Source organism: Paraburkholderia sp. Cpub6, assembly GCF_014201065.1.
GTDB classification, from domain to species: Bacteria; Pseudomonadota; Gammaproteobacteria; order Burkholderiales; family Burkholderiaceae; genus Paraburkholderia; species Paraburkholderia tuberum.
Window position 1 is genome coordinate 138,083 of the sequence record NZ_JACHDM010000001.1, and the last position, 21,140, is coordinate 159,222.

A 21,140-nucleotide genomic window follows, 5' to 3' on the forward strand; every position below is an offset into this window, starting at 1 on the left:
AACCTCAACCGGTATTGCGCAACCCCGCCGCGATCCCGTTGATGCTCAAATGAATGCCGCGCCGCACGCGCGCATTCGTGTCGCCCGCGCGATAGCGTTTGAGCAGTTCGACCTGCAGGTGATTGAGCGGATCGAGGTACGGGAAGCGATTCTTGATCGAGCGCGCGAGCAGCGGATTCTCGGCGAGCCGGTCGCTCTTGCCGGTGATCTCCGACAACACCTTCGACGTGCGCTCCCACTCGGCGACGATGCGCTCGAACACATGCTTGCGCAGCTTCTTGTCGGTCACGAGCGCGGCATAACGCGACGCGACCGCGAGGTCGGTCTTCGCGATGACCATGTCCATGTTCGACATCAGGTTCGAAAAGAACGGCCAGCTCTTGTGCATCTTCTGCAGCAGCGCGAGACGGCGCGCGCGTTCGGCGTCGGACGGCGCGCTGTCGAGGTGCTCGGCGACCGCGCTGCCGAAGCCGTACCAGCCGGTCAGCAGCAGCCGGCATTGACCCCACGAGAAGCCCCACGGAATCGCGCGCAGATCCTCGATCTTGCGTTGCTTCGGATCCTGCAGCTTGCGCGACGCGGGGCGGCTGCCGATGTTCAGCTCGGCGATCTCCGCGATCGGTGTGGACTCGAAGAAATACTCCTTGAAGCCCGGCGTTTCGTAGACGAGCGCGCGATACGCGGCCATCGCCGTATCGGACAGCTGCTGCATCGTTTCCTCGTACACCGGCAGCTCGGCCAACGTGTGGTCGTGCGGCAGCAGCGACGCTTCGAGCGTCGCGGCCACGACGGTTTCCAGATTGCGCCGGCCGATTTCCGGATTCGCGAACTTGCTCGCGATCACTTCGCCCTGCTCGGTCAAACGGATCTGACCGTCGACGGTGCCCGGCGGCTGCGACAGGATCGCCTGGTAGGTCGGGCCGCCGCCGCGCCCGACGGTGCCGCCGCGCCCATGGAACAGACGCAGCGTCACGCCGCGTTCGTTGAACAGCGACACGAGCGCAAGCTCCGCGCGATACAGCTCCCAGTTCGACGTCAGGAAGCCGCCGTCCTTGTTGCTGTCCGAGTAGCCGAGCATCACTTCCTGCTCGTTGCCCTGATGTTCGATCAGCGCGCTAATGCCCGGCAGCGCGATCAGATCGCGCATGATGTGCGGCGCGTTGCGCAGGTCGGGGATCGTCTCGAACAGCGGGATCACCATCAGGCCGGCGCGCGCGGGGTCGTGCTCGTCGCCGAGGCGTCCGCGCAACAGGCCGGTTTCCTTCTGCAGCAGCATCACCTCGACCAGATCGGTGACGGTCTCCGTGTGCGAAATGATGTAGTTGCGCACCGCGCGCGCGCCGAACTTCTCGCGCGTCATGCGCGCTTCCTCGAGCACCGCGAGTTCGCTTTTCACGAGCTCGGAGTAGTCGGCGGAGGGCACGCGCAGCGCGCGCGGCTGCGCGAGCTCGGCGAGCAGCACGTTCAGCTTGTCGGCTTCCGGCAACGCCGCGTAATCGTCCTCGACACCGGCGCGCTTGAGCAGCTCGGCGATCACCGCTTCGTGGATGTCGGAGCTTTGCCGCAGATCGATGCTCGCGAGATGGAAGCCGAACACTTCGGCCGCGCGCGCGAGCGGCGCGAGACGCGGCGCGGCGAGCGGCGCGCCGTGATGCTCGGCGAGCGAATCCATCAGCACGTGGAGGTCGCGCACGAACTCGGCGGCGTCGTCGTAGGGGATCGCGCGGACCGGCGCGACGCCGCGGCCGGCGCTGCGCAGCGGCACGCTGCCTTCGCCGAGGCGCACGCGCGCGCTTGCCGCGAGCCGCGTGTAGATGCCGATCAGCGCGCGACGATACGGCTCGTCGGTGCGATGCGGCGAATGGTCGGGCGAGATGGCCGCGAGCTCATTCAGCGCATCGCTCGCGCCGACGAGCACATTCGACATCGATAGCTCCTCGCCGAGCTTGTGCACCTGCTCCAGGTAGTGCTCGAAGATCACCGCGGCCTGACGCGTGATCGCGTTTTCGAGCGTTTCGGCGGTGACGTTCGGATTGCCGTCGCGATCGCCGCCGATCCAGCTGCCCATCTGGAAGAACGGCGGCAGGCGCGCTTCGAGACCATGCTCCTTCAGCGCCTCCTCGATGTCGGCGTACAGCGCCGGCAGTTCTTCGAGGAAGGTGCTGCGGTAGTACGACAGCGCGTTTTCGATTTCGTCGGCGACCGTCAGACGCGAGTCGCGCAGCATGCGCGTTTGCCACAGCGACGTGACGCGCGCGCGCAGCATCGCTTCGTTGTGCGCGCGCTCGCGGTTCGTCAGCGGCTGGTCGCGCTCGGCGAGCAGCCGCGCGATGTCGTGCTGCGCGTCGAGAATGCTCTTGCGCTGCACTTCGGTCGGGTGCGCGGTCAGCACCGGCATGATCAGCGCGTCGTCGAAAAACCGCTGCAGCACCGGTGTCGCGGCGGCACCAGCCGCGGCGAGCCGCTCGAGCGCATGGGCGATCGTGCCCGGCTGCGAGGCCGAGCCCGCGAGCGCGTGAATTCGGTGACGGCGGTTGCGGTGACGGTCCTCGGCGATGTTCGCGAGATGCGAAAAGTAGCTGAACGCGCGCACGACGCTGACGGTCTGCTCGGGCGTCAGCGTGCGCAGCTTCTTGTCGAGCGTCTGCGCGGCGGCGCTGTCGTCCTCGCGACGGAAACGCACTGCCGTCTGCCGGATCGTCTCGACGATGTCGAACACCGCCTCGCCTTCCTGCTCGCGCAGCACGTCGCCGAGCAGACGCCCGAGATAGCGGATGTCCTGGAACAGCGGGTGGTCCTTGTCCTCGCGCGTGCGGCCGCCGCTCTTCGCGGTGGTCGCGGCGGCGGACTCAGCCGGCGGCAGGTCCTTCGGTTTCAACGGTTTCGCGGCGCGCGGGGGTGTTGCGTCGCCATCGACCTTGGCCTTGGCCGGCTTGCGCGCGGTGGCCGACGTCGCGGCCTGTTCAGCCTTGCTGGCCTTGCCGGCTTTCGACGCTTTTTGCGCCTTGTCCTGCTTGACGGGCACCGAGGTCTGCGCGGCCTTCGGGGCTTTGGTGGCGCGAGCGGCGAGGGCGCGGCGCCTGGCGCGCTGGTCGGCGCGCGTGTCGCCATGTTGACCGACGCTCGACGAGATGGCGTGCGCGGCAACGTCGGACAGGGCGTCAGGCGCCGCGGCGTCGGCCGGGCGAGCGGTGGGCGAGGCAGTGTTGCGGCGGGCGGGGCGCGCCGATCCGGAAGACGTCACGATGAGTTTCCTCGGGGAAGCCAGGGTCTGTTGATTGATGAACTGCGACTGCGGAACTGCAACCAGCAAGTGCAACGTGAACTGCGTGCAACAGGGACTACGCAACGGACTACAAGACGGACTGCTAGTGCAACTGCAACGGAGACTTGAAACGGCGACTGTACACGGCGATTGCTCGACCCACTGGAAGCGGGGCCCGCGCGTGCCGCACCGCGTACGCGGAACGACACGAGCGCTGCCGAATCGCGCGACGCCGACGAGGGAGAGAGGAGCCACGGGCTGCCAGCCCGCGCTGGGACCGAACACGCGTCAGGCATCGCCTCAGCATGTTCGCCGCATTGCATCATCCCGCAAGCCGCCGCGCAGTGCGCGAACGACCGTACGTGACAACGCGCAATGGGGGCCTTCGCGCATGACGCGAAGCCCGTCTCCTCCGTCGATGCCGCTTGCGCACGGCGCTTCGCCGTGCCTTGGAACCAAAGGGCGCGAACGAGGGCGCGTGCTAACATTGATTGTTATTCCATCCCGACATCCAGCAGCAAGCTAATGAACACCGAGACGTTTTCCACGCCACCCCACACGCTTGTGATTGCGTCGCGAGAGAGCCGCCTTGCCATGTGGCAAGCCGAGCATGTGCGATGTGCGCTGCACAAATTATATCCATCTTGTGACGTAAAAATCCTCGGAATGACGACACGCGGTGATCAGATTCTCGATCGCACGCTGTCGAAGGTGGGCGGCAAGGGGCTCTTCGTGAAGGAGCTCGAAGCCGCGCTCGCCGATGGCCGCGCCGACCTCGCGGTGCATTCACTGAAAGACGTGCCGATGGAGTTGCCCGCCGGTTTCGCGCTGTCCACCATCATGGAGCGCGAGGACCCACGCGACGCGTTCGTGTCCAATCAGTACGACTCGCTCGCCGCGCTGCCGGCCGGTGCCGTGGTCGGCACCTCGAGTCTGCGGCGTGAGGCGATGCTGCGCATGCGCTATGCGCATCTCGACGTGCGGCCGTTGCGCGGCAATCTCGATACCCGACTCGCCAAGCTCGATCGCGGCGATTACGCGGCGATCATTCTGGCCGCGGCCGGGCTGAAGCGGCTGGGTCTCGCCGATCGCATCCGCGCGCTGCTCGATCCCGAGGACAGTCTGCCCGCGGCGGGCCAGGGCGCACTCGGCATCGAGATTCGCTCCGATCGCGCGGACCTCGCCGCATGGCTCACGCCGCTGCATCATCCGCACACGGCGGCGGCCGTCGAAGCGGAGCGCATGGTATCGCGCGTGCTCGGCGGCAGCTGCGAGGTGCCGCTCGCCGCCTACGCAACCTGGGGCGATGGCGCGCTGCATCTGCGCGGCATCGTCGCGACGCCGGACGGCCAGCGCGTGCTGAGCGCGCAGGCGTCGGCGCCGGCGCCCACCGTCGAGCGCGCGCTCGCGCTCGGCGAGGAAGTGGCGCACTCGCTCGTGCAGCAGGGCGCCCTCGACATCGTCCGCGCGCTCAGTACGGCGAGCGGTCCCGCGGCCGCGCCCGGCGCGGCGGCCAGCGAGTGATGGCCGCCGTCTCGCCCGAGAAGGCGCCCTTCACGGTCGTGATCACGCGGCCGGCCGGCCAGTCGAGCGAACTCGTCGAACAGCTCGAAGCAGCCGGACTCGCGTCGCTCGACTTCCCGCTGATCGACATCGCGCCCGTCATCGACGACGCGCCGTTGTGCGCCGCGCTCGCGTCGCTCGAACGCTACGCGCTCGTCGTGTTCGTGTCGCCGAACGCAGTCGATCACGCGTTCGCGCGCCAGGACGATATCTGGCCGCATGCGCTGCCGATCGGCGTGGTCGGCCCGGGCAGCGTGCAAGCGCTCGCGCGCCACGGCGTCAGCGCGCCCGAGCATCGCGTGATCAGCCCCGCGGCGGGCGCCGACGACGAATCGACGAGCTTCGACTCCGAGAGCCTGTTTGCCGCGCTGGAGGCGCAACTCGGTGCCGCGGGCCTCGAAGGCAAGCGCGTGCTGATCGTGCGCGGCGACGGCGGCCGCGAATGGCTGAGCGAGCGCCTGCGTGAAGCCGGCGCCGAAGTCGACGCGGTGGCCGCTTACCGGCGCATCGTGCCGGAGCCGTCGATCGGCGCATGGGCGCGCGTGCACGAACTGCTCGCGGGCACGCCGCACGCATGGCTTCTGACCAGCTCCGAAGGCGTACGCAATCTGCACGAACTCGCGCACGAACATCTGACCGCCGGCGAGATCGAGCAGCTCAAACACGCGCCCCTCGTCACGCCGCATCCGCGCATCGCGCAGACCGCGCGGGCATTGGGTTTTGATAGGATTACGGTGTCCGGCGCGGGCGACGAGCGCATAGTCCGAGCCCTCGTTGCCGCGGCCGCCGTGCCTCCCGTTGTCCAACCGGTATCGTCCAACCCGGCTCAACCACGCATGACTGAAACGAACGCATCCACGAACGCCTCACCTCAGCCGCCAGCAAGCGCCGCCTTGCCGCCGAACCCACCCTTCACGCCGTACGAAGCGCAAAAGCGCCGCAGCGCGAGCGGACCGCTGCTGTGGTTGGTCATCGTGGTCATCGCGTGCGCGGCGGGCGTGGGCGGCTTCGCGATGAACCGCAAGCTGGTGCGCACCGAGCAGGAACTCGCGCAGCGTCAGCAGGCCAACGACACGCAGACCAACGAGCTGCGCATCAAGATCGACCAGGCGCTCGCCACCGTGCATCAATCGGACTCGCAGGTCGCGCAGCTCGAAGGCAAGCTCGCCGATGCGCAGGCCGCGCAGCAGGCGCTGCAACAGCAATACGCGGATCTCGCGCGCAATCGCGACGACTGGACGCTCGCCGAAGTCGGGCAGATGCTGTCGGCGGCGAGCCAGCAGTTGCAGCTGACCGGCAATACGCAGCTCGCGCTGTTCGCGTTGCAAAGCGCCGATACGCGCCTCGCGGCGTCGGACAGTCCGCAGGCGGTCGCGGTGCGCAAGGCGATCGCGCAGGACATCGACAAGCTGAAGGCCGCGCCGTCCACCGATCTGACCGGCCTCGCGATCAAGCTCGACAACGCGATCGATCACGTGAACGGCCTGCCGCTGTCGGGTGAAGCACCGATTCCGCGTGCCACGCCGCATGCGGCCACGTGGGCCGACACCGCGAAGGTGGCCGCGGCCACCGGCAAGCCGCGCTGGGAAGTGTGGATCGACGAGGTCACGCACGGCATCGCCGAACAGCTGACGAGCCTTGTGCAGGTGCGCCGTATCGACAACGCCGACGCGATGCTGGTCACGCCGGATCAAGGCTACTTCGTGCGCGAGAACCTGAAGCTGCGTCTGCTGTCGGCGCGTCTCGCGCTGCTGTCGCGCAACCAGACCACGCTGAAGTCCGACCTGCAGGCGGCGCAGTCCGCGTTGACGCGCTACTTCGACGCGTCGTCGAAAGACACGCAGACGGTCATCGATCTGGTCAAGCAGGTGGACGCCGGTTCGGCCGCGGTCGAGCTGCCGAACCTCGATACGAGCCTGCAGGCCGTCAATCAATACCGGAACCGGGGTTAATCATGGCGATCCGGGGACTCCTATGGCTCGCGGCGCTGTTCGCCGTCGCGGTCGTGCTCGCGGTGGGCGGGCGCTTCGACGCTGGGCAAGTGCTGCTGATCTATCCGCCGTACCGCGTCGACATGTCGCTGAACCTGTTCGTCGTCGGGCTGGTGGTGCTGTTCATCCTGCTCTATGCGCTGTTGCGCATCATCCGCAATATCTGGCGCATGCCGCAGCGCGTCTCCGCGTACCGCGCACGCGCGCGTGTCGCGAAGGCGCACGCGGCGTTGCGCGATGCGATCGGCAACCTGTACGCGGGGCGTTTCTCGCGCGCGGAAAAGGCCGCCAAGGACGCGCTCACGAATGGCGACAACAAGGGCGCGGCCGGTTTGATCGCGGCGACCGCCGCGCATCGCATGCATGAGTACGCGCGGCGCGACGAATGGCTCGCGCAGATCGACGAAGCCGACTGGCAGGACGCGCGCCTGATGGCCACCGCCGACATGCGCGCCGACGGCCGCGATGCCGACGGCGCGCTCAATGCGCTGACCGAGATGCAATCGCAGGGCGCGCGGCGCATTCACGCGCAGCAAATCATGCTGCGTGCGCAGCAGCAGCTGAAGAACTGGGGCGAAGTGCTGAAGCTCGTGAAGACGCTGGAGAAGCGCGAGGCGATCCATCCGGCGGTCGCGGTGCGGCTGCGTCAACTGGCGGCGGAAAATCTGCTGCGCGATCGTCGCCACAATGCGGACGCGCTGCTCGAACTGTGGAACTCGCTGTCGGCGACCGAGCGTCATTCGCCGCGCCTCGCCGACACCGCCGCCGAACTGCTGGTCGCGCTGAACCGGCCGCAGGAGGCGCGCAAGATCGTCGAGGAGGCGCTCGCGCAGAACTGGGATGCGCGCCTGTTGCGACGCTATCCGGACACGGCCGGCGGCGACGCGTTGCCGCTGATCCAGAAGGCCGAGGCGTGGCAGAAGGATCGGCCGGAAGACGCGGACCTGATGTTCGCGCTGGGGCGTCTATGTCTGCATCAGCAGTTGTGGGGCAAGGCGCAGTCGTTCCTCGAACGCGCGCTGAAGCTTGCCGACAACGAGACGCTGAAGATCCGCTCGCATCGCGCGCTCGCGCGTCTGCACGAGCAGCTGGGCGATACCGACAAGGCGAGCCAGCACTATCGCGAGAGTGCGTTGGCGATGAACGTGACTTGAGTTCGGCGTTTTCGGCCATGCGCTAATGCGCGCAAGCCTCGGAAACCGCTACCTGATGGCCGCAGCCCGCGCTGCGGCCATTTGTTTTTCCGGCGGCCGAGCGTGCGCTGGACTCGCGCGCAATTCGTAGATCCCCAGCTCGAATCGTCGGGACTGCGCTTTGCTTCACCACCTCACTGGATGTGCAACCTCGGAGGTGTTCAAAGTGGCCAGCGACGCTGTGACGGTGCAAACCGAGACCCGCAGCGGCGACGTCGAGCGCAAGGGCGTCGTCGTCATTACAGGGGCAAGTGCCGGCGTGGGGCGCGCGAGCGCGTCCGAATTCGCGCGGCAGGGCTATGACGTTGGGCTCATCGCGCGCGAGCCGCGACGGCTCGCTCGTGCCGCCGAGGAGATCGCCGCGTCCTATGGCGTGCGCGCACTCGCCATTCCGGCCGATGTCGCCGATGCCGACGCGATCGAGCGCGCGGCGCAGCGCGTGAAGCGCGAGTGGGGCGGCATCGACGTCTGGGTCAACGTCGCGATGGCGACCGCGTTTGCGCCGGTGTCGGCGCTCAGCGCGCGCGATGTCGAGCGCGGCACGCAGGTGACCTATCTGGGGCAGGTCAACGGCATGCTGGCGGCGCTCCCCGTGATGCGCGCGTGCGGGCACGGGACGATCGTCAATGTCGGCTCGGCGCTCGGGTACCGGTCGGTGCCGTTGCAGGCGATCTATTGCGGCGCGAAGTTTGCCGTGCGCGGCTTCACCGATTCGTTGCGTTCCGAGTTGCTGCACGACGGAGTCGATATCCATCTGACGATGGTCGATCTGCCCGCGGTCAATACGCCGCAATTCGACTGGGCGCTCAATCGCACGGGGCGCAGGGCACGGCCGGTGGCGCCGGTGTTTCAGCCGGAAGTGGCGGCACGGGCGATCTACTTTGCGGCCACCCATCGACGGCGGCAGGTGTGGGTCGGGTGGTCGACGGTCAAGGCGATCCTCGCGAACCGGATCGCGCCGGCGCTGCTCGATCGCTATCTCGCGCGGGCGGGTTACGACGGTCAATTGACCGATGAACCGTTGCCCGCCGATGCGCCCGCGAATCTCTACGAGCCGGTGCCGGGCCACTACACTTCGCATGGTCGATTCGATGATGAAGCGCGTGCGTACTGCGGGCAGATGTTCACCGATCGGCATCGCAATGCGGTGTACGGCGCAGCAGTGATGGCGCTGGCGGGGGGCGTCGCGTGGCTGCTGAGGCGCAAGCGCCCCTGATGCGCGGCCGGTGGGCCTCATCCCTGTCGCCGACGGGATGTCTGGACTATCCTTCGAATGACGGTACCGCCCACAAACCGTGGTGCGGCGTCCTCGACTACGAACATTCCAAAAATGGAAGCGAACAGGCCAGTTCCTCACAAAGAACAGACTGCTGTAAGCAGCGCGCGCCGCTGGATGCGCTGGCTGCCGGGACTGACGGTGCTCAAGACGTACCGGCTGAGCTGGTTGCCGAACGATCTGACGGCGGGACTGGTACTGACCACGATGCTGGTGCCGGTTGGGATCGCTTACGCGGCGGCATCCGGCGTCCCTGGCGTGTACGGCCTCTACGCGACGATCGTTCCGCTGTTGGCCTATGCGCTGTTCGGTCCGAGCCGGATTCTCGTGCTCGGTCCCGACTCCGCGCTCGCCGCTCCGATTCTGGCGGTCGTGGTGCAAATCGCTGCGGGCGACCCGTCGCGCGCGATTGCGGCGGCCAGCATGATGGCGATCGTGTCCGGCCTGTTCTGTATCGTGATGGGCTTGCTGCGGCTGGGATTCATCACTGAATTGTTGTCGAAACCCATTCGATACGGCTATATGAACGGCATTGCGCTCGCCGTGCTGATCAGTCAGCTGCCCAAACTGTTTGCCATCTCAATCGAAGAGCGCGGGCCATTGCGGGACATCGTGAGCCTCGTGCAGGCCATCGCCGACGGCAAATCCAACTGGTATAGCTTCGCGGTGGGCGCTGGAAGCCTCGTGCTGATCCTGTTTCTCAAGCGCTTCGAAAAGCTGCCGGGCATCCTGATCGCCGTAATCGTCGCGACGTTGTGCGTAACCGCATTGCACCTCGATAGCCTCGGTGTGAAAGTGCTCGGCAAGATTCCTCAAGGCCTGCCGACCTTTGCGCTGCCGTGGGTCACCGACGCCGATCTGGTCAAGATTCTGCTCGGCGGCTGCGCGGTCGCGCTGATCTCGTTCGCGGATACCAGCGTGCTGTCGCGAACTTTCGCGGCACGTTTTCGCAGCCGCGTCGACCCCAATCAGGAGATGGTCGGGCTCGGCGCGGCCAATCTTGCGGCCGGCCTGTTCCACGGCTTCCCGATCAGCAGCAGTTCGTCGCGCACGCCGGTCGCCGAGGCGGCGGGTGCGAAGACGCAACTGACGGGCGTCGTCGGCGCGCTGGCGGTCGCGGCGCTGCTGATGGCCGCGCCCAATCTGATGCGCTACCTGCCCAACAGTGCGCTCGCCGCGGTCGTCATCGCAGCGGCGATCGGTCTGTTCGAGATCACGGACCTGAAGCGGATTTTCCGCATCCAGCAATGGGAGTTCTGGCTGTCGATGGCCTGCTTTGCCGGCGTCGCGGTGTTCGGTGCGATTCCCGGCATCTGCTTCGCGGTGGTGATCGCGGTCATCGAATTTCTGTGGGACGGCTGGCGACCGCACTACGCGGTGCTGGGAAGCGTTGAAGGTTTGCGCGGCTATCACGACTTGCAGCGCTATCCGCATGCCCAGCGAATCCCCGGGCTCGTGCTGTTTCGCTGGGATGCACCGCTGTTCTTTGCGAATGCCGAGCAGTTTCAGGAGCGCCTGCTGGAAGCCGTCGCCGAATCGCCGGCACCGGTGCGGCGTGTGGTGGTGGCGGCCGAACCGGTGACGAGCGTGGACGTCACCTCCGCCGACATGCTGCGGGAACTGACGCGCACGCTCGACGAGCGCGGGATTGCGCTGCACTTTGCAGAGGTGAAGGATCCGGTTCGCGACAAGCTCAGACGCTTCGAGTTGACGGATCTGATTGGCGATGCGTGCTTTCATCCGACGGTGAGCAGTGCGGTTGATAGCTATGTCGAGGGGGTTGGGAAGGAATAGTATTTGGACCTGGAGCTGGATCACCGGAGAGCCGGCATGCGCCTGCCGTCCGCTTCTAAAACGCCTGCGAAAACGGTTTGGGACCGCGTCAGTTCACGTCCGCGGCATACCGTGATCCTGTGTTTCGGCGTGGTATTCGTTGTCACGTTGATTCTTGCTGTACACCAATATTTTCTCGTACGTGCCCGGGAGCTCGATAACCGTTCGCATCGGCTCGAGATTCAGGCCAGGGTTCTCGATGTCGCGGTCCGCAATAACAGGCAGCACTTGCAGTTTCTTCGCGAGAGTGCCGAGCGGCTCCTTGCGGACCGGACAGCACAGCTCGATCGAACACCGGATGCCTCGCTCCAGGCAGTACTCCGGGCGCAGGACGAGCGCGTCTGGAATCTTCAAGTCCGCGATATCGACGCCCCCATTCGGGGTATCGGCACACAGCAACTCGCGGTGACTCCTGGTTTGCACCGTGACGAACCCACATTTGTCGAGGACCTGCGGCTCGCCCAAATGATGAGCCGGCTGTTTGCTGTGCAATTCCAGATGGGCACGGGTCTCGAACGCGCGGTATATGTCTCGCCGACCGGTATCGTGGTCGCTCACCCAACCATTGACGACGACGAGGTAGTCCGGCTGTTGCAAATGTACGGCAGCTCGCGCCTGTTACAGCTGGCCAACCAGAACCCGCTCGACTATGACGTCACGTTCGATCCGGTTCGCGGGCGCAAGAACCCGGCAGGACCTCGCCTGCTGTTTGGGACAGCGGTGATGAGTAATGACGTGGTTCGCGGCCTCATATTCTTCGTGGTCCCGCAACGCATCGTTCAGGACTATCTGTGGAACAACACCACAGCGGATGAAACTCACGCTCTGATAGACCCGAGCGGGATGCCAATTGCAACGAGCGGAAGTACTTTCTCGGTCAATGATGAGAATTGGCTGAAGACTCTGCCGGCGCAGTGGAACACGCTCTCTGCTTCCACGCTGTTTCGGACACCCAGCGGAACGTTGAGTGCGGGACAGGACTTCCTGCTCTTCAGAAAGCTGGATACGGCGGATCTCGTATTGACCGATTACGTATCCGCTGCGACCGTATTCTTCTCGGTCGTTCGCTTGAGCAGCGCGCTGTTTGCCGGGGTGTGGATACTGATGGCATTGCTTCTCTGGGCCACTCTTTTTGTCGTCGACCAGCTTCTTTCCACGCAGATGGCACTCAACGGGCGGCTGCGGGAATTGTCGCTCGCGGACCCCCTGACCGGTCTCGCGAACCGCCGCCGTTTGAATGAGGAATTCGACGCACTTTCACGGCGCAACGACGAGCGCCGCATCGCGCTGCTGATGATCGATATCGACCATTTCAAGGTGATCAACGACAACTGGGGGCACACTGCCGGCGACGAGACCCTGAAGCACCTGGCCAACGTGGTCAGGATTGCCGTGCGCCCGGGGGATCTGATGGCACGTCTGGGTGGCGAGGAGTTCTGTGTGCTGCTGCCCGATACGACCGCGGACGACGCGGCCCGGATTGCGGAGCGCGTGCGCGAGGCCGTCGCCCGCAACGCCTGCGTCCTTCAGGAGACGCAATTAACCCGCACCGCGCCGGGCCGTGAGATATGGTTCACGATATCGATCGGGGTGGCGGAGAGTGTTTCGGATAACTGCTTTGACCTCGAGGGGTTGATTGCGGTCGCGGACCAGCGACTGTACGCCGCGAAGGCGGGTGGGCGAAACAGGGTGGTGGCAAGCGAGTCCATGCAAAGCTGAAAATGCGGATGTCGTCTCTGTACATGCGGCGCTTTGCCACCTGCTGTTCAAGACGGGCTCTATTCACGGTGTTGCCGTTTCAATGCGGAGTAGCCACGTTTGAGGAGAACGTCCATCAGGACCGGCGTTTTGGGTTCGTCCGGCGCCGGATCGTTCGGGTCGGGGTCGCCGAAAGCAAATTCGACGTCCACCGGAAACCGGCTCGTTGACAGATTCGAAGCACGATAGCGATAGCCATGCAGCCGAATCTGCGGTGGCGTCGTTCCCATATCGTTGCCGGGCCACCGCTCGCCGTTGCCGTCGACCCAGTAGCCGATATCGACCTGGAGGAGATCTTCCAGCGTCGAGCGGCTAATGTCTGTAAATAGTGGATTGAAACGGATCGTGAAGTGCGTCGCGACTTGCTTGACTTTCGTGCGGTCGGCGGAGGGGTCGAGCGGATCGGGTATCACAAATACGATGATGACCGTCCGCGGGAAAGCCGGATTCACGAAGGAATACTCGGTACCACCAACTTTACCGCGCAGGGGATCAGCCGCAAGAATGCGGCCGAATATCGTATGTGCGGGATCGAAGGGCTGGTCGTCCCGCAGGATCGCCATTGCCGTGGTCAATATCCTGAAGGCCATGTCGCGCTGGGCGTCGGTCACAGTCGGTCTCATCTCAGTTCCTGGCCCCGACGGTCCTGAGAGCGTCGGTGTACTGAGCCGTGCATGTACCGGGATTGCGAACGAGAGGATCACCAGGATTGCGCCAGTAGGCCTGAACCACTTCCGCGCGCCGTGGCGCTTTGCCACCTGCTGTTCAAGACGGGCTTCATTCACGGTGTTGCCGTTTCAACGCGGAATAGTCACGATTGAGGCGAACGTCCATCAGGACCGGCGTTTTGGGTTCGTCCGGAGCTGGATTCTTTGGGCCGGGGTCGCCGAAAGCAAATTCGACATCCACCGGAAATCGGCTCGTTGGCAGATCCGAAGCACGATAGCGATAGTGATGCAGACGAATCTGTGGAGGCACGGTTCCCATATCATTGCCGGGCCGCCGCTCGCCTTTGCCGTCGATCCAGTAGCCGATATCGACCTGGAGGAGATCTTCCAGCGTCGAGCGGTTGATGTCCGTCAATAGTGGATTGAAGCGGATCGTGAAGCGCCTCACGACCTGCTTGATTTTCGTGCGGTCGGCCGAGGGGTCGAGCGGATCGGGTACCACAACTACGATGATTTGCGTGTCCGGCAACACCGGATTCACGAAGGAATACTCCGTAACGCCTACCACGCCGTGCTCAGGCCGCGCCGCAAGAATGCAGCCGAATATCGTATGTGCGGGATCGAAGGGCTGGTCGTCCCGCAGGATCGTCATTGCCGTGGTCAATATTCTGAAGGCCATGTCGCGCTGGGCATCGGTCACAGTCGGTCTCATCTCAGCTCCTGGCCCCGACTGTTCTGAGGGCGTCGGCGTACTGGGCCGTGCATGTACCGGGATTGCGAACGAGAGGATCACCAGGATTGCGCCAGTAGGCCTGAACCACTTCCGCGCGCCGTGGCGCTTTGCCACCTGCTGTTCAAGTCGGGCTCTATTCACGGTGTTGCCGTTTCATCGCGGAATAGCCGCGTTTGAGGAGAACGTCCATCAGGACCGGCGTTTTCGATTCGTCCGGCGCTGGATTCTTCGGGTCGGGGTCGCCGAAAGCAAATTCGACATCCACCGGAAATCGGCTCGTCGGCAGATTCGAAGCACGATAGCGATAGCTATGCAGCCGAATCTGCGGTGGCGCCGTTCCCATATCATTGCCGGGCCACCGCTCGCCGTTGCCGTCGACCCAGTAACCGATATCGACCTGGAGGAGATCTTCCAGCGTCGAGCGGCTAATGTCTGTCAATAGCGGACTGAAACGGATCGTGAAGTTCAGCACGACTTGCTTGACCTTCGTGCGGTCGACCGAGGGGTCGAGCGGATCGGGGATCACAACTACGGTGATGTCAGTCCGTGGGAATGCCGAATTCTCGAAGGAATACTCCGTAACACCAACCACGCCGCGCTCAGGCCGCGCCGCAAGAATGCGGCCGAAAATCGTATGCGCGGGATCGAAGGGCTGGTCGTCCCGCAGGATCGCCATTGCCGTGGTCAATATCCTGAAGGCCATGTCGCGCTGGGCGTCGGTCACAGTCGGTCTCATCTCAGCTCCTGGCCCCGACGGTCCTGAGAGCGTCGGCGTACTGAGCCGTGCATGTACCGGGGTTGCGAACGAGAGGATCACCAGGATTGCGCCAGTAGGCCTGAACCACTTCCGCACAGGCGTAGGCATCTTCCTCATGAAGTTGGCTCCTATAGCCGGTTTCGAATTGCGCCATTTTTTGTGCTGTTTCAGCAGAGACGTTCAGCAGTTCACATACCTTCCTTTCAGCACTCGGGAGATCTCGCCTGACGTACTCCCAGCCCCGCTTGTCCTGCATGTAGGAAATCAGCCAGTAGTAATGGAATACAAGCATCCTGTGCAGACCGATGTGAACGCGATGATCGTCGGGTAGCGGCGTGATTCCTGTCACTTCAAAGACTTCGCTCAGCATCGTCGACCGATACAACGTTTGGATATTCGGCAGGTCTCTGTAGTCGTCCGGAAAGTGCTGAAGCAAAGAAGCCATCCAGAAGTACTGTTGGCAGTGGCGAGACTCGTGATATAGCGTGTCGGCGAATGCCCTGAGACGGTTATCCAGCGAGGCCGGCTGGTCCCTGAGTTCGACGATGTGCGCGATCTCGCTCTCGTTGACGGCGATAACCCAGTACTGCCCGATGAACGCGGCGCTGACATCCTGTCGTAAGGCGTACTCCGTCGCCCGCTGTGGATCGACAATGACAAGCTTTGGCATGGCACCACCTTTTTCCGAGTTGGCGGCATCGCGTCGTGGCAATCCAAAGGGCCCGGCACCAAGCGCGATTTCCAGTTGCGGCGTGACCGCGTTTTGAATCGTCTCTATCGAACTGGAAGTCAACGGCCACCTTACCCCGGCCCAATCGATTCCCTGCAACGCGGTTTTAATCGCAGCCGTATAAGCCTTGGTCACCGGATATTCAACATCCTTGCGCATCGACATACCAGCCGGCGCATCAGCCTCGGTCGCACCGTTGATGAAGTGATGAAAGCGCAGACCGAAGTTCATCGGATCGCATGAAACGAATTCGGGCGGCTTGTCTTCCGTCGTCGCGCTTTGATTGGGAGAGGCCACGGCCTTTCCTGCGACCCTGGCGGTGCGTTTCTCGGCGTTGGGCACTGCGCCCGCAAACGGCTTGTTCGTCTCCCTGATCACCGCGCCTCTGCTCACCGCAATAACCTTGTCCGGTTCACTCGCGGCGAACAGTTCAACCGTCGCGAATGCAAGCAGATTGCTCGTGACGAGACTCGTTTCTCCACGCGCATTGGTCACGCCCTGAATCACCTGACCATCGTCGAGCGTGATCCGGTACGGCTGGTTCGGCAGTGCAAAGCCCGTATCGTGTTCGATCAGAACATGATGCGCGGCCAGCTTGCCCGGCTTTCCGGGCGTTACCGGCACATTGACAGGCCGCGCCGCTGGCCTGTCAGTTTGATGACCACGCGCATGGACCCGATGCTCTCCATCCGTATAGACCCGGTACCCCTCCGAATTGATGACCACCTTCGTGCTTCCCGCATGGAGCACGATCTCTTTGCTGGCCATCAGATTGATCGAATCGGTTCTACTGATGATGCTGACGACCCGCTGCGCGATGACCTCGACATCATCGCTCTGCGCGTCGATTCGCACCTTGCCTGACGCGGCCTTGAGCCTGATGCCGAGATTCTGCGTGAACACCCGCACGCCGTTGACCGCCGACGCCAGCAGCGATTTCGCCGCCGCCATGCTGACGTGACCGCCCGCTGTGAGCGCGATGTGTTCGATACTCGCCACGTGCGTGCTTTGCGCTGCGGTGAGACCGACCCCCGCCGCGCTGGCCAGCACCATGTCGGGCGCGCCCAGTTGCGGGAAGGGAAGGTCCGCACGCGCCGCGACGCCGCGTATCGCCTCGTTCTGCGCCTTGATGGCTCGCGATACGTCGCTTTGACTGGTCTGTTGCTCCTGTGCCTCATACTGCCGCGCGAGACCCGCGAGGTTCTCGTGGATATCGCGTGCCTGCGTGAGGCGCGCCACGGTCTCGCCGAGATCCTTTGCCGGCTCGGTCGCGCCGCGACGCGCCTCCGTGGTGATCAGCATGCCTCTGTTGGCGCGCGCGACACCCCATGCGTCGGTGGCCAGTTCCCAGCCTTCGCCGCGTGCCTGCTGTCGGCCGGCCTCGCGCACGACCCGCGTGTTGTAGCCCAGCACGAGGCGCGAGCGTGCGTGATCGCTGGCGAGCTGTGCCTGGAGTTGGCCCGGCGTGTCATCCAGTACGACGTGATTGGTCTGGCCGTCGCAGCCACCTTTGAGCTCACTGCTCAAGACGCCTGAAAGTGCCTGGTTATCCGGTAGCTTCCAGGGCGGCTGGTTCCAGCCATTGATCATCCGGCCCGATACGTACGGCTTGTCCGGGTCCTCTTCGTGGTAGCTGACCATGACCTCCTGACCGACACGCGGCGGATAGATCGCGCCGAAGCCATTGCCTTGCCACGGCGACGACACGCGCACCCAGCAACTGGCGTTCTCGTTTTTCGGGCCAAGCCGGTCCCACACGAAACGCACCTTGGCGCGCGCGTATCCATCGACCCAGATCGGCTGGTGCTCGGGCCCAACCACGATCGCCGTTTCCGCCGCGCAGCGCGGCTTTTTCTTCGGGCGGTTTCTGAAGAATGTATTGGCAGGCTGAAGCACGAAGCTGGTCACGCACTGGCGCAACGCGTCGTTCGTGTCGTTACCGGACGGCTGTGTGTTCTGCGGCGCGTTGCGAATGTCGAGTGTGGTCGATACCGCCAGGTACTCGGCGTTGATGTCGCATTGCGGATGGTTGTCGAGCCAGAATGTCTTCCCGCTTGTCAGGCCGCGCAGATTCCCTCGGCCCTTCAGACGTAGCCGGTGGCAGCGCATTGCGTCGACGCGCACGCTCGCGAGGTGTTCGGCTTCATTGCGGAAGTTGTTTCGCCTACCCGACAATCCCGTCGCGCCGGCGAGCGGTTGCGAGTAGTCGCCCCAGCCGTGTTGCTCGATGTTGTCGAAGGCCCGTTCGCTGAAGCTCTCGTACTCGCCCTCGAAGTGCATGCCGGGGCGCGTGTAGTCGTAGTCGATCAGACTGACCTTGCCCGTCGTGATCCGACGCGAGACCTCGAGCGTGTGAATGTGTTCTTCGTCGACGTGCCGGCTGTCAGGCGCGTGATAGCGGATAGTGTCGTAGCCGTTGTCGTGCTGTTTGTGCGAGCCGGGCGAATCGCACAGTACCAGCGTCATTCCGTCGAACAGATAGTAGATTCCCCATTCTCTCCAGATCCGCGTGAGGAATTCGAAATCGGATTCCCACATCTGCCGGACATGGTCCCGCTTTGGGTAGCCTTCGCACAGACCGGTCGCGCCCAACTCCATCACGACCGGAAAGTGATAACGCTCCTTGAGTATCCGGTCGGTGATGTCCACCACGCTCGCGTCCTGAAAGATCCTGCTCTCGCGGTTCTTCGTGGCCAGCCACAGCCAGGGGCGCACGACGAAGCGGTAATGGGCGCGCCGGTCGTCGGTGCCGGTCTGTTTCATGCCTGTGACGAGGCCCGAAATCGTGCGGGGGCCCGCGCCCGCGTGTGCCACGTCACCGGATTCCAACTCCTGTTGACCGAACAATCCGTTCCCGTCGAACGCGATCGAAATGTCGATGACTTTGCCAATCAGGTTATCGGGTACGACCAGTTCCTGTGCTTGCCACAATCCGAGCGTCGGACTTTCGATCGTCGCCACATCGAGCGTGTATCGATAGAGCTTGCCCAGGGATTCGGTGCCGCGCAGGCGCAGCGGAGCCAGCAAAGGCTCATTGCCCCACGTGGGTAGTGCGTCACTGGAAAGACCTAGCGTGCGGTCCTGTGCGGGTTCGACCATGCGTGCAAGGAGCTCGGTGTTTCGTGGCAATCGGGAAGCGATCATGAAGCGATCAGGATCGCGCCGCAGCCCGTCCTGTCGCCGCCTTGGCTGACCCGCTTGCCGTTGTGGGTTCGCTGGCCGGTCGCGATGATCGGATAGACACCGCCACACCTCGGACACTCGACGCCGTGTCCATCGAGTGCAACCGGGATGCCCATGTGCATGAGGTCTGTCGCGGCCTCGATGACCGTGCCGTCGTGCGTCGTCTTGTCTGCGAGCCGGATCATCGGCTGGCCGTTGCCGTTCTTCATCGGTCATCCCCTGTTATGTGCAAACGACAGTATCGGGAGCGGGGCAACCAGGAGCATTCGGAATTGGATGAATTTTTAGCCTATATAGGCAATTTGTTTGATTTGTCGGGCGAACGAGATCTGACAGCTTCCAGAAGAAGCATCCCCACTATGTACACGCACTCCTATTCAATTGACGCCGAGAACGACGCAAAAGGCGAGTCGCTAGTTGAAGTGCTTTCGTGGGTTCGCGAGCGGATGCTTCCGGCTTTAGAAAGACTGATGACGGAATGCGGCTTTGGGGGAGAAGTCGAGGCGGGCTGAGGTCTGAGGGGACTTCGTGATTTCGCATCGATTGATGCAGCCGGAGCGGCCACCACGCCGCACGGCTGCATTCTTCGGCACGCGCCGTCCATAGACGACGCGCCCTTCGCTTAAAAGAATCCCAGCGCCTCCGCCTGATAGCTGACCAGCAGACACTTCGTCTGCTGATAGTTCGACAACGCCATCTTGTGTGTTTCGCGCCCGATCCCCGACTGCTTGTAGCCACCGAAGGCCGCATGCGCCGGATACAGGTGATAGCAGTTGGTCCACACGCGTCCCGCCTCGATCTCGCGTCCCATCTTGTAAGCGCGGGTACCGTCGCGAGTCCACACGCCCGCGCCCAGGCCATAGTACGTTTCGTTCGCGAGTTCGATCGCTTGCTGTTCGTCCTTGAACGTCATCACCGAGGCGACCGGCCCGAAGATCTCCTCCTGGAACACACGCATATCGTTGTTGCCGAACAGCATCGTCGGCTTCACGTAGAAACCCTCGCCGAGGCCGGCGCCAGGCGTTGCGCGCTCGCCGCCGACGAGGCACCGCGCCCCTTCGTCCCGGCCGATGTCGATATACGACAGGATCTTGTCGAGCTGCTGCTGCGATGCCTGCGCACCGATCATCGTTTCGAGGTTCAGCGGATGGCCAGCCTTGATGCGTTCCACCCGGGCGATCGCCTTCTCGATGAAGCGCTCGTAAATCGACTCCTGAACCAGCACGCGCGACGGGCACGTGCACACTTCGCCCTGATTCAGCGCGAACATCGCGAGACCTTCGAGCGCCTTGTCGAGGAACGCGTCGTCGCGATCGAGCACGTCGGCGAAGAAGATGTTCGGGCTCTTGCCGCCGAGTTCGACCGTCGACGGGATCAGGTTGTCCGCGGCTGCGTGCAGGATGCGCTTGCCGACCGGCGTCGAGCCGGTGAACGCGATCTTCGCGATGCGCTTGCTGGTGGCGAGCGCTTCGCCCGCTTCCTTGCCGAAGCCGTTGACGATGTTGATGACCCCGGCGGGGAACAGGTCGCCGATCAGTTCGATCAGCACGAGTATCGAAGCCGGCGTCTGCTCGGCCGGCTTCATCACGACGCAGCAGCCGGCCGCGAGCGCGGGCGCGAGCTTCCATGCGGCCATCAGCAGCGGAAAATTCCACGGGATGATCTGACCGACCACCCCAGCCGGCTCGTGAAAGTGATAAGCGACCGTGTTGTCGTCGATCTCCGAGATGCCGCCTTCCTGCGCGCGGATGCAGCCCGCGAAATAGCGGAAATGATCGACGGCGAGCGGCAGGTCCGCGGCCATCGTTTCGCGCAGCGGCTTGCCGTTGTCGATCGTCTCGGCCACCGCTAGCAGCTTCAGATTCTTCTCCATGCGCTCGGCCACCGCCAGCAGCAGGTTCGCGCGCTCTGTCACCGACGTCTTCGCCCATTTGCGGCGCGCTGCGTGCGCGGCGTCGATGGCGAGGTCGATATCGGCAGCGTTCGAACGAGGCACGCGACAAAACGGCTGCCCGTTGATCGGCGACACGTTGTCGAAATAGTCGCCGCCGACCGGCGGTACCCACTTGCCGCCGATGTAGTTTTCGTAACGCTGGCGATAGGGATACTCGATGTCGATGCCGAGGGCTTTCAGGTCAAATGGATTCATCACTTGTCTCCGTTTTGTGATGGTGATCGGGTGACTGCGCG

At 64.0% G+C, this 21,140-nt stretch carries 14 protein-coding genes; 7 read left to right on the forward strand and 7 right to left on the reverse strand.

The features are described from left to right. Positions 1 to 4 precede the first annotated feature (4 nt). Entirely contained in the window at positions 5 to 3,244 is a 3,240-nt protein-coding gene (gene ppc / locus HDG33_RS00680) for a phosphoenolpyruvate carboxylase (protein ID WP_184021213.1), read from the reverse strand. A 546-nt stretch (positions 3,245 to 3,790) separates the two neighbouring features. Here ppc and hemC point away from each other — a divergent pair. The 6 genes from hemC (at position 3,791) to HDG33_RS00710 (ending at position 12,840) form a co-directional block, all read left to right on the forward strand. Beyond that, a complete protein-coding gene (gene hemC / locus HDG33_RS00685) occupies positions 3,791 to 4,789 on the forward strand; it encodes a hydroxymethylbilane synthase (RefSeq protein WP_184021216.1) in 999 nt (332 codons plus the stop codon). Then, positions 4,789 to 6,780, forward strand: coding sequence for a fused uroporphyrinogen-III synthase HemD/membrane protein HemX (gene hemDX / locus HDG33_RS00690; RefSeq protein ID WP_184021219.1), 1,992 nt, complete (start codon positions 4,789 to 4,791; stop codon positions 6,778 to 6,780). Before hemC ends, hemDX begins: the two co-directional genes overlap by 1 nt. Positions 6,781 to 6,782: 2 nt before the next feature. Further along, positions 6,783 to 7,973, forward strand: coding sequence for a heme biosynthesis protein HemY (locus HDG33_RS00695; protein ID WP_184021221.1), 1,191 nt, complete (start codon positions 6,783 to 6,785; stop codon positions 7,971 to 7,973). Positions 7,974 to 8,199: 226 nt separating this feature from the next. Next, on the forward strand, positions 8,200 to 9,228 hold the full coding sequence (locus HDG33_RS00700; RefSeq protein WP_184022811.1) for an SDR family oxidoreductase: 1,029 nt from the start codon (positions 8,200 to 8,202) through the stop codon (positions 9,226 to 9,228). A gap of 114 nt (positions 9,229 to 9,342) precedes the next feature. Continuing rightward, positions 9,343 to 11,082 carry a SulP family inorganic anion transporter gene (locus tag HDG33_RS00705; RefSeq protein WP_184021224.1) on the forward strand — a complete coding sequence of 580 codons (1,740 nt, stop codon included), beginning with the start codon at positions 9,343 to 9,345 and terminating at the stop codon, positions 11,080 to 11,082. A 3-nt stretch (positions 11,083 to 11,085) separates the two neighbouring features. After that, the gene (locus HDG33_RS00710) at positions 11,086 to 12,840 is read left to right on the forward strand and encodes a diguanylate cyclase (protein ID WP_184021227.1); all 1,755 of its coding nucleotides are present in this window, start codon (positions 11,086 to 11,088) and stop codon (positions 12,838 to 12,840) included. A gap of 59 nt (positions 12,841 to 12,899) precedes the next feature. On the opposite strand, the gene HDG33_RS00715 is transcribed toward HDG33_RS00710, so the two are convergent. From HDG33_RS00715 to HDG33_RS00735, 5 genes are all read right to left on the reverse strand, one after another. After that, positions 12,900 to 13,502, reverse strand: coding sequence for a hypothetical protein (locus tag HDG33_RS00715; RefSeq protein ID WP_184021230.1), 603 nt, complete (start codon positions 13,500 to 13,502; stop codon positions 12,900 to 12,902). A 154-nt stretch (positions 13,503 to 13,656) separates the two neighbouring features. Continuing rightward, the gene (locus tag HDG33_RS00720) at positions 13,657 to 14,259 is read right to left on the reverse strand and encodes a hypothetical protein (RefSeq protein WP_184021233.1); all 603 of its coding nucleotides are present in this window, start codon (positions 14,257 to 14,259) and stop codon (positions 13,657 to 13,659) included. A 154-nt stretch (positions 14,260 to 14,413) separates the two neighbouring features. Beyond that, positions 14,414 to 15,016, reverse strand: a complete 603-nt coding sequence (locus tag HDG33_RS00725) for a hypothetical protein (RefSeq protein WP_184021237.1) — start codon at positions 15,014 to 15,016, stop codon at positions 14,414 to 14,416. Between the two features lies 1 nt (position 15,017). Further along, positions 15,018 to 19,019 carry a type VI secretion system tip protein TssI/VgrG gene (locus HDG33_RS00730; protein ID WP_311548188.1) on the reverse strand — a complete coding sequence of 1,334 codons (4,002 nt, stop codon included), beginning with the start codon at positions 19,017 to 19,019 and terminating at the stop codon, positions 15,018 to 15,020. Continuing rightward, a complete protein-coding gene (locus HDG33_RS00735; RefSeq protein ID WP_184021239.1) occupies positions 18,908 to 19,159 on the reverse strand; it encodes a PAAR domain-containing protein in 252 nt (83 codons plus the stop codon). Before HDG33_RS00735 ends, HDG33_RS00730 begins: the two co-directional genes overlap by 112 nt. A 63-nt stretch (positions 19,160 to 19,222) precedes the next feature. Between HDG33_RS00735 and HDG33_RS00740 the strand changes: the two genes are divergently transcribed. Continuing rightward, positions 19,223 to 19,462 carry a hypothetical protein gene (locus tag HDG33_RS00740; RefSeq protein ID WP_184021243.1) on the forward strand — a complete coding sequence of 80 codons (240 nt, stop codon included), beginning with the start codon at positions 19,223 to 19,225 and terminating at the stop codon, positions 19,460 to 19,462. Between the two features lie 110 nt (positions 19,463 to 19,572). Here the strand turns inward: HDG33_RS00740 and HDG33_RS00745 are convergent, their stop codons facing one another. Then, the gene (locus tag HDG33_RS00745; protein WP_184021246.1) at positions 19,573 to 21,099 is read right to left on the reverse strand and encodes an aldehyde dehydrogenase family protein; all 1,527 of its coding nucleotides are present in this window, start codon (positions 21,097 to 21,099) and stop codon (positions 19,573 to 19,575) included. Positions 21,100 to 21,140: the final 41 nt, after the last annotated feature.

Excerpts from the sequence above, each read along its gene's own strand:
- hemC (WP_184021216.1), top strand. The coding sequence starts at position 3,791 with ATGAACACCGAGACGTTTTCCACGCCACCCCACACGCTTGTGATTGCG.
- hemDX (WP_184021219.1), top strand. The coding sequence starts at position 4,789 with ATGGCCGCCGTCTCGCCCGAGAAGGCGCCCTTCACGGTCGTGATCACG.
- HDG33_RS00695 (WP_184021221.1), top strand. The coding sequence starts at position 6,783 with ATGGCGATCCGGGGACTCCTATGGCTCGCGGCGCTGTTCGCCGTCGCG.
- HDG33_RS00705 (WP_184021224.1), top strand. The coding sequence starts at position 9,343 with ATGGAAGCGAACAGGCCAGTTCCTCACAAAGAACAGACTGCTGTAAGC.
- HDG33_RS00715 (WP_184021230.1), bottom strand. The coding sequence starts at position 13,502 with ATGAGACCGACTGTGACCGACGCCCAGCGCGACATGGCCTTCAGGATA.
- HDG33_RS00720 (WP_184021233.1), bottom strand. The coding sequence starts at position 14,259 with ATGAGACCGACTGTGACCGATGCCCAGCGCGACATGGCCTTCAGAATA.
- HDG33_RS00725 (WP_184021237.1), bottom strand. The coding sequence starts at position 15,016 with ATGAGACCGACTGTGACCGACGCCCAGCGCGACATGGCCTTCAGGATA.
- HDG33_RS00735 (WP_184021239.1), bottom strand. The coding sequence starts at position 19,159 with ATGAAGAACGGCAACGGCCAGCCGATGATCCGGCTCGCAGACAAGACG.
- HDG33_RS00745 (WP_184021246.1), bottom strand. The coding sequence starts at position 21,099 with ATGAATCCATTTGACCTGAAAGCCCTCGGCATCGACATCGAGTATCCC.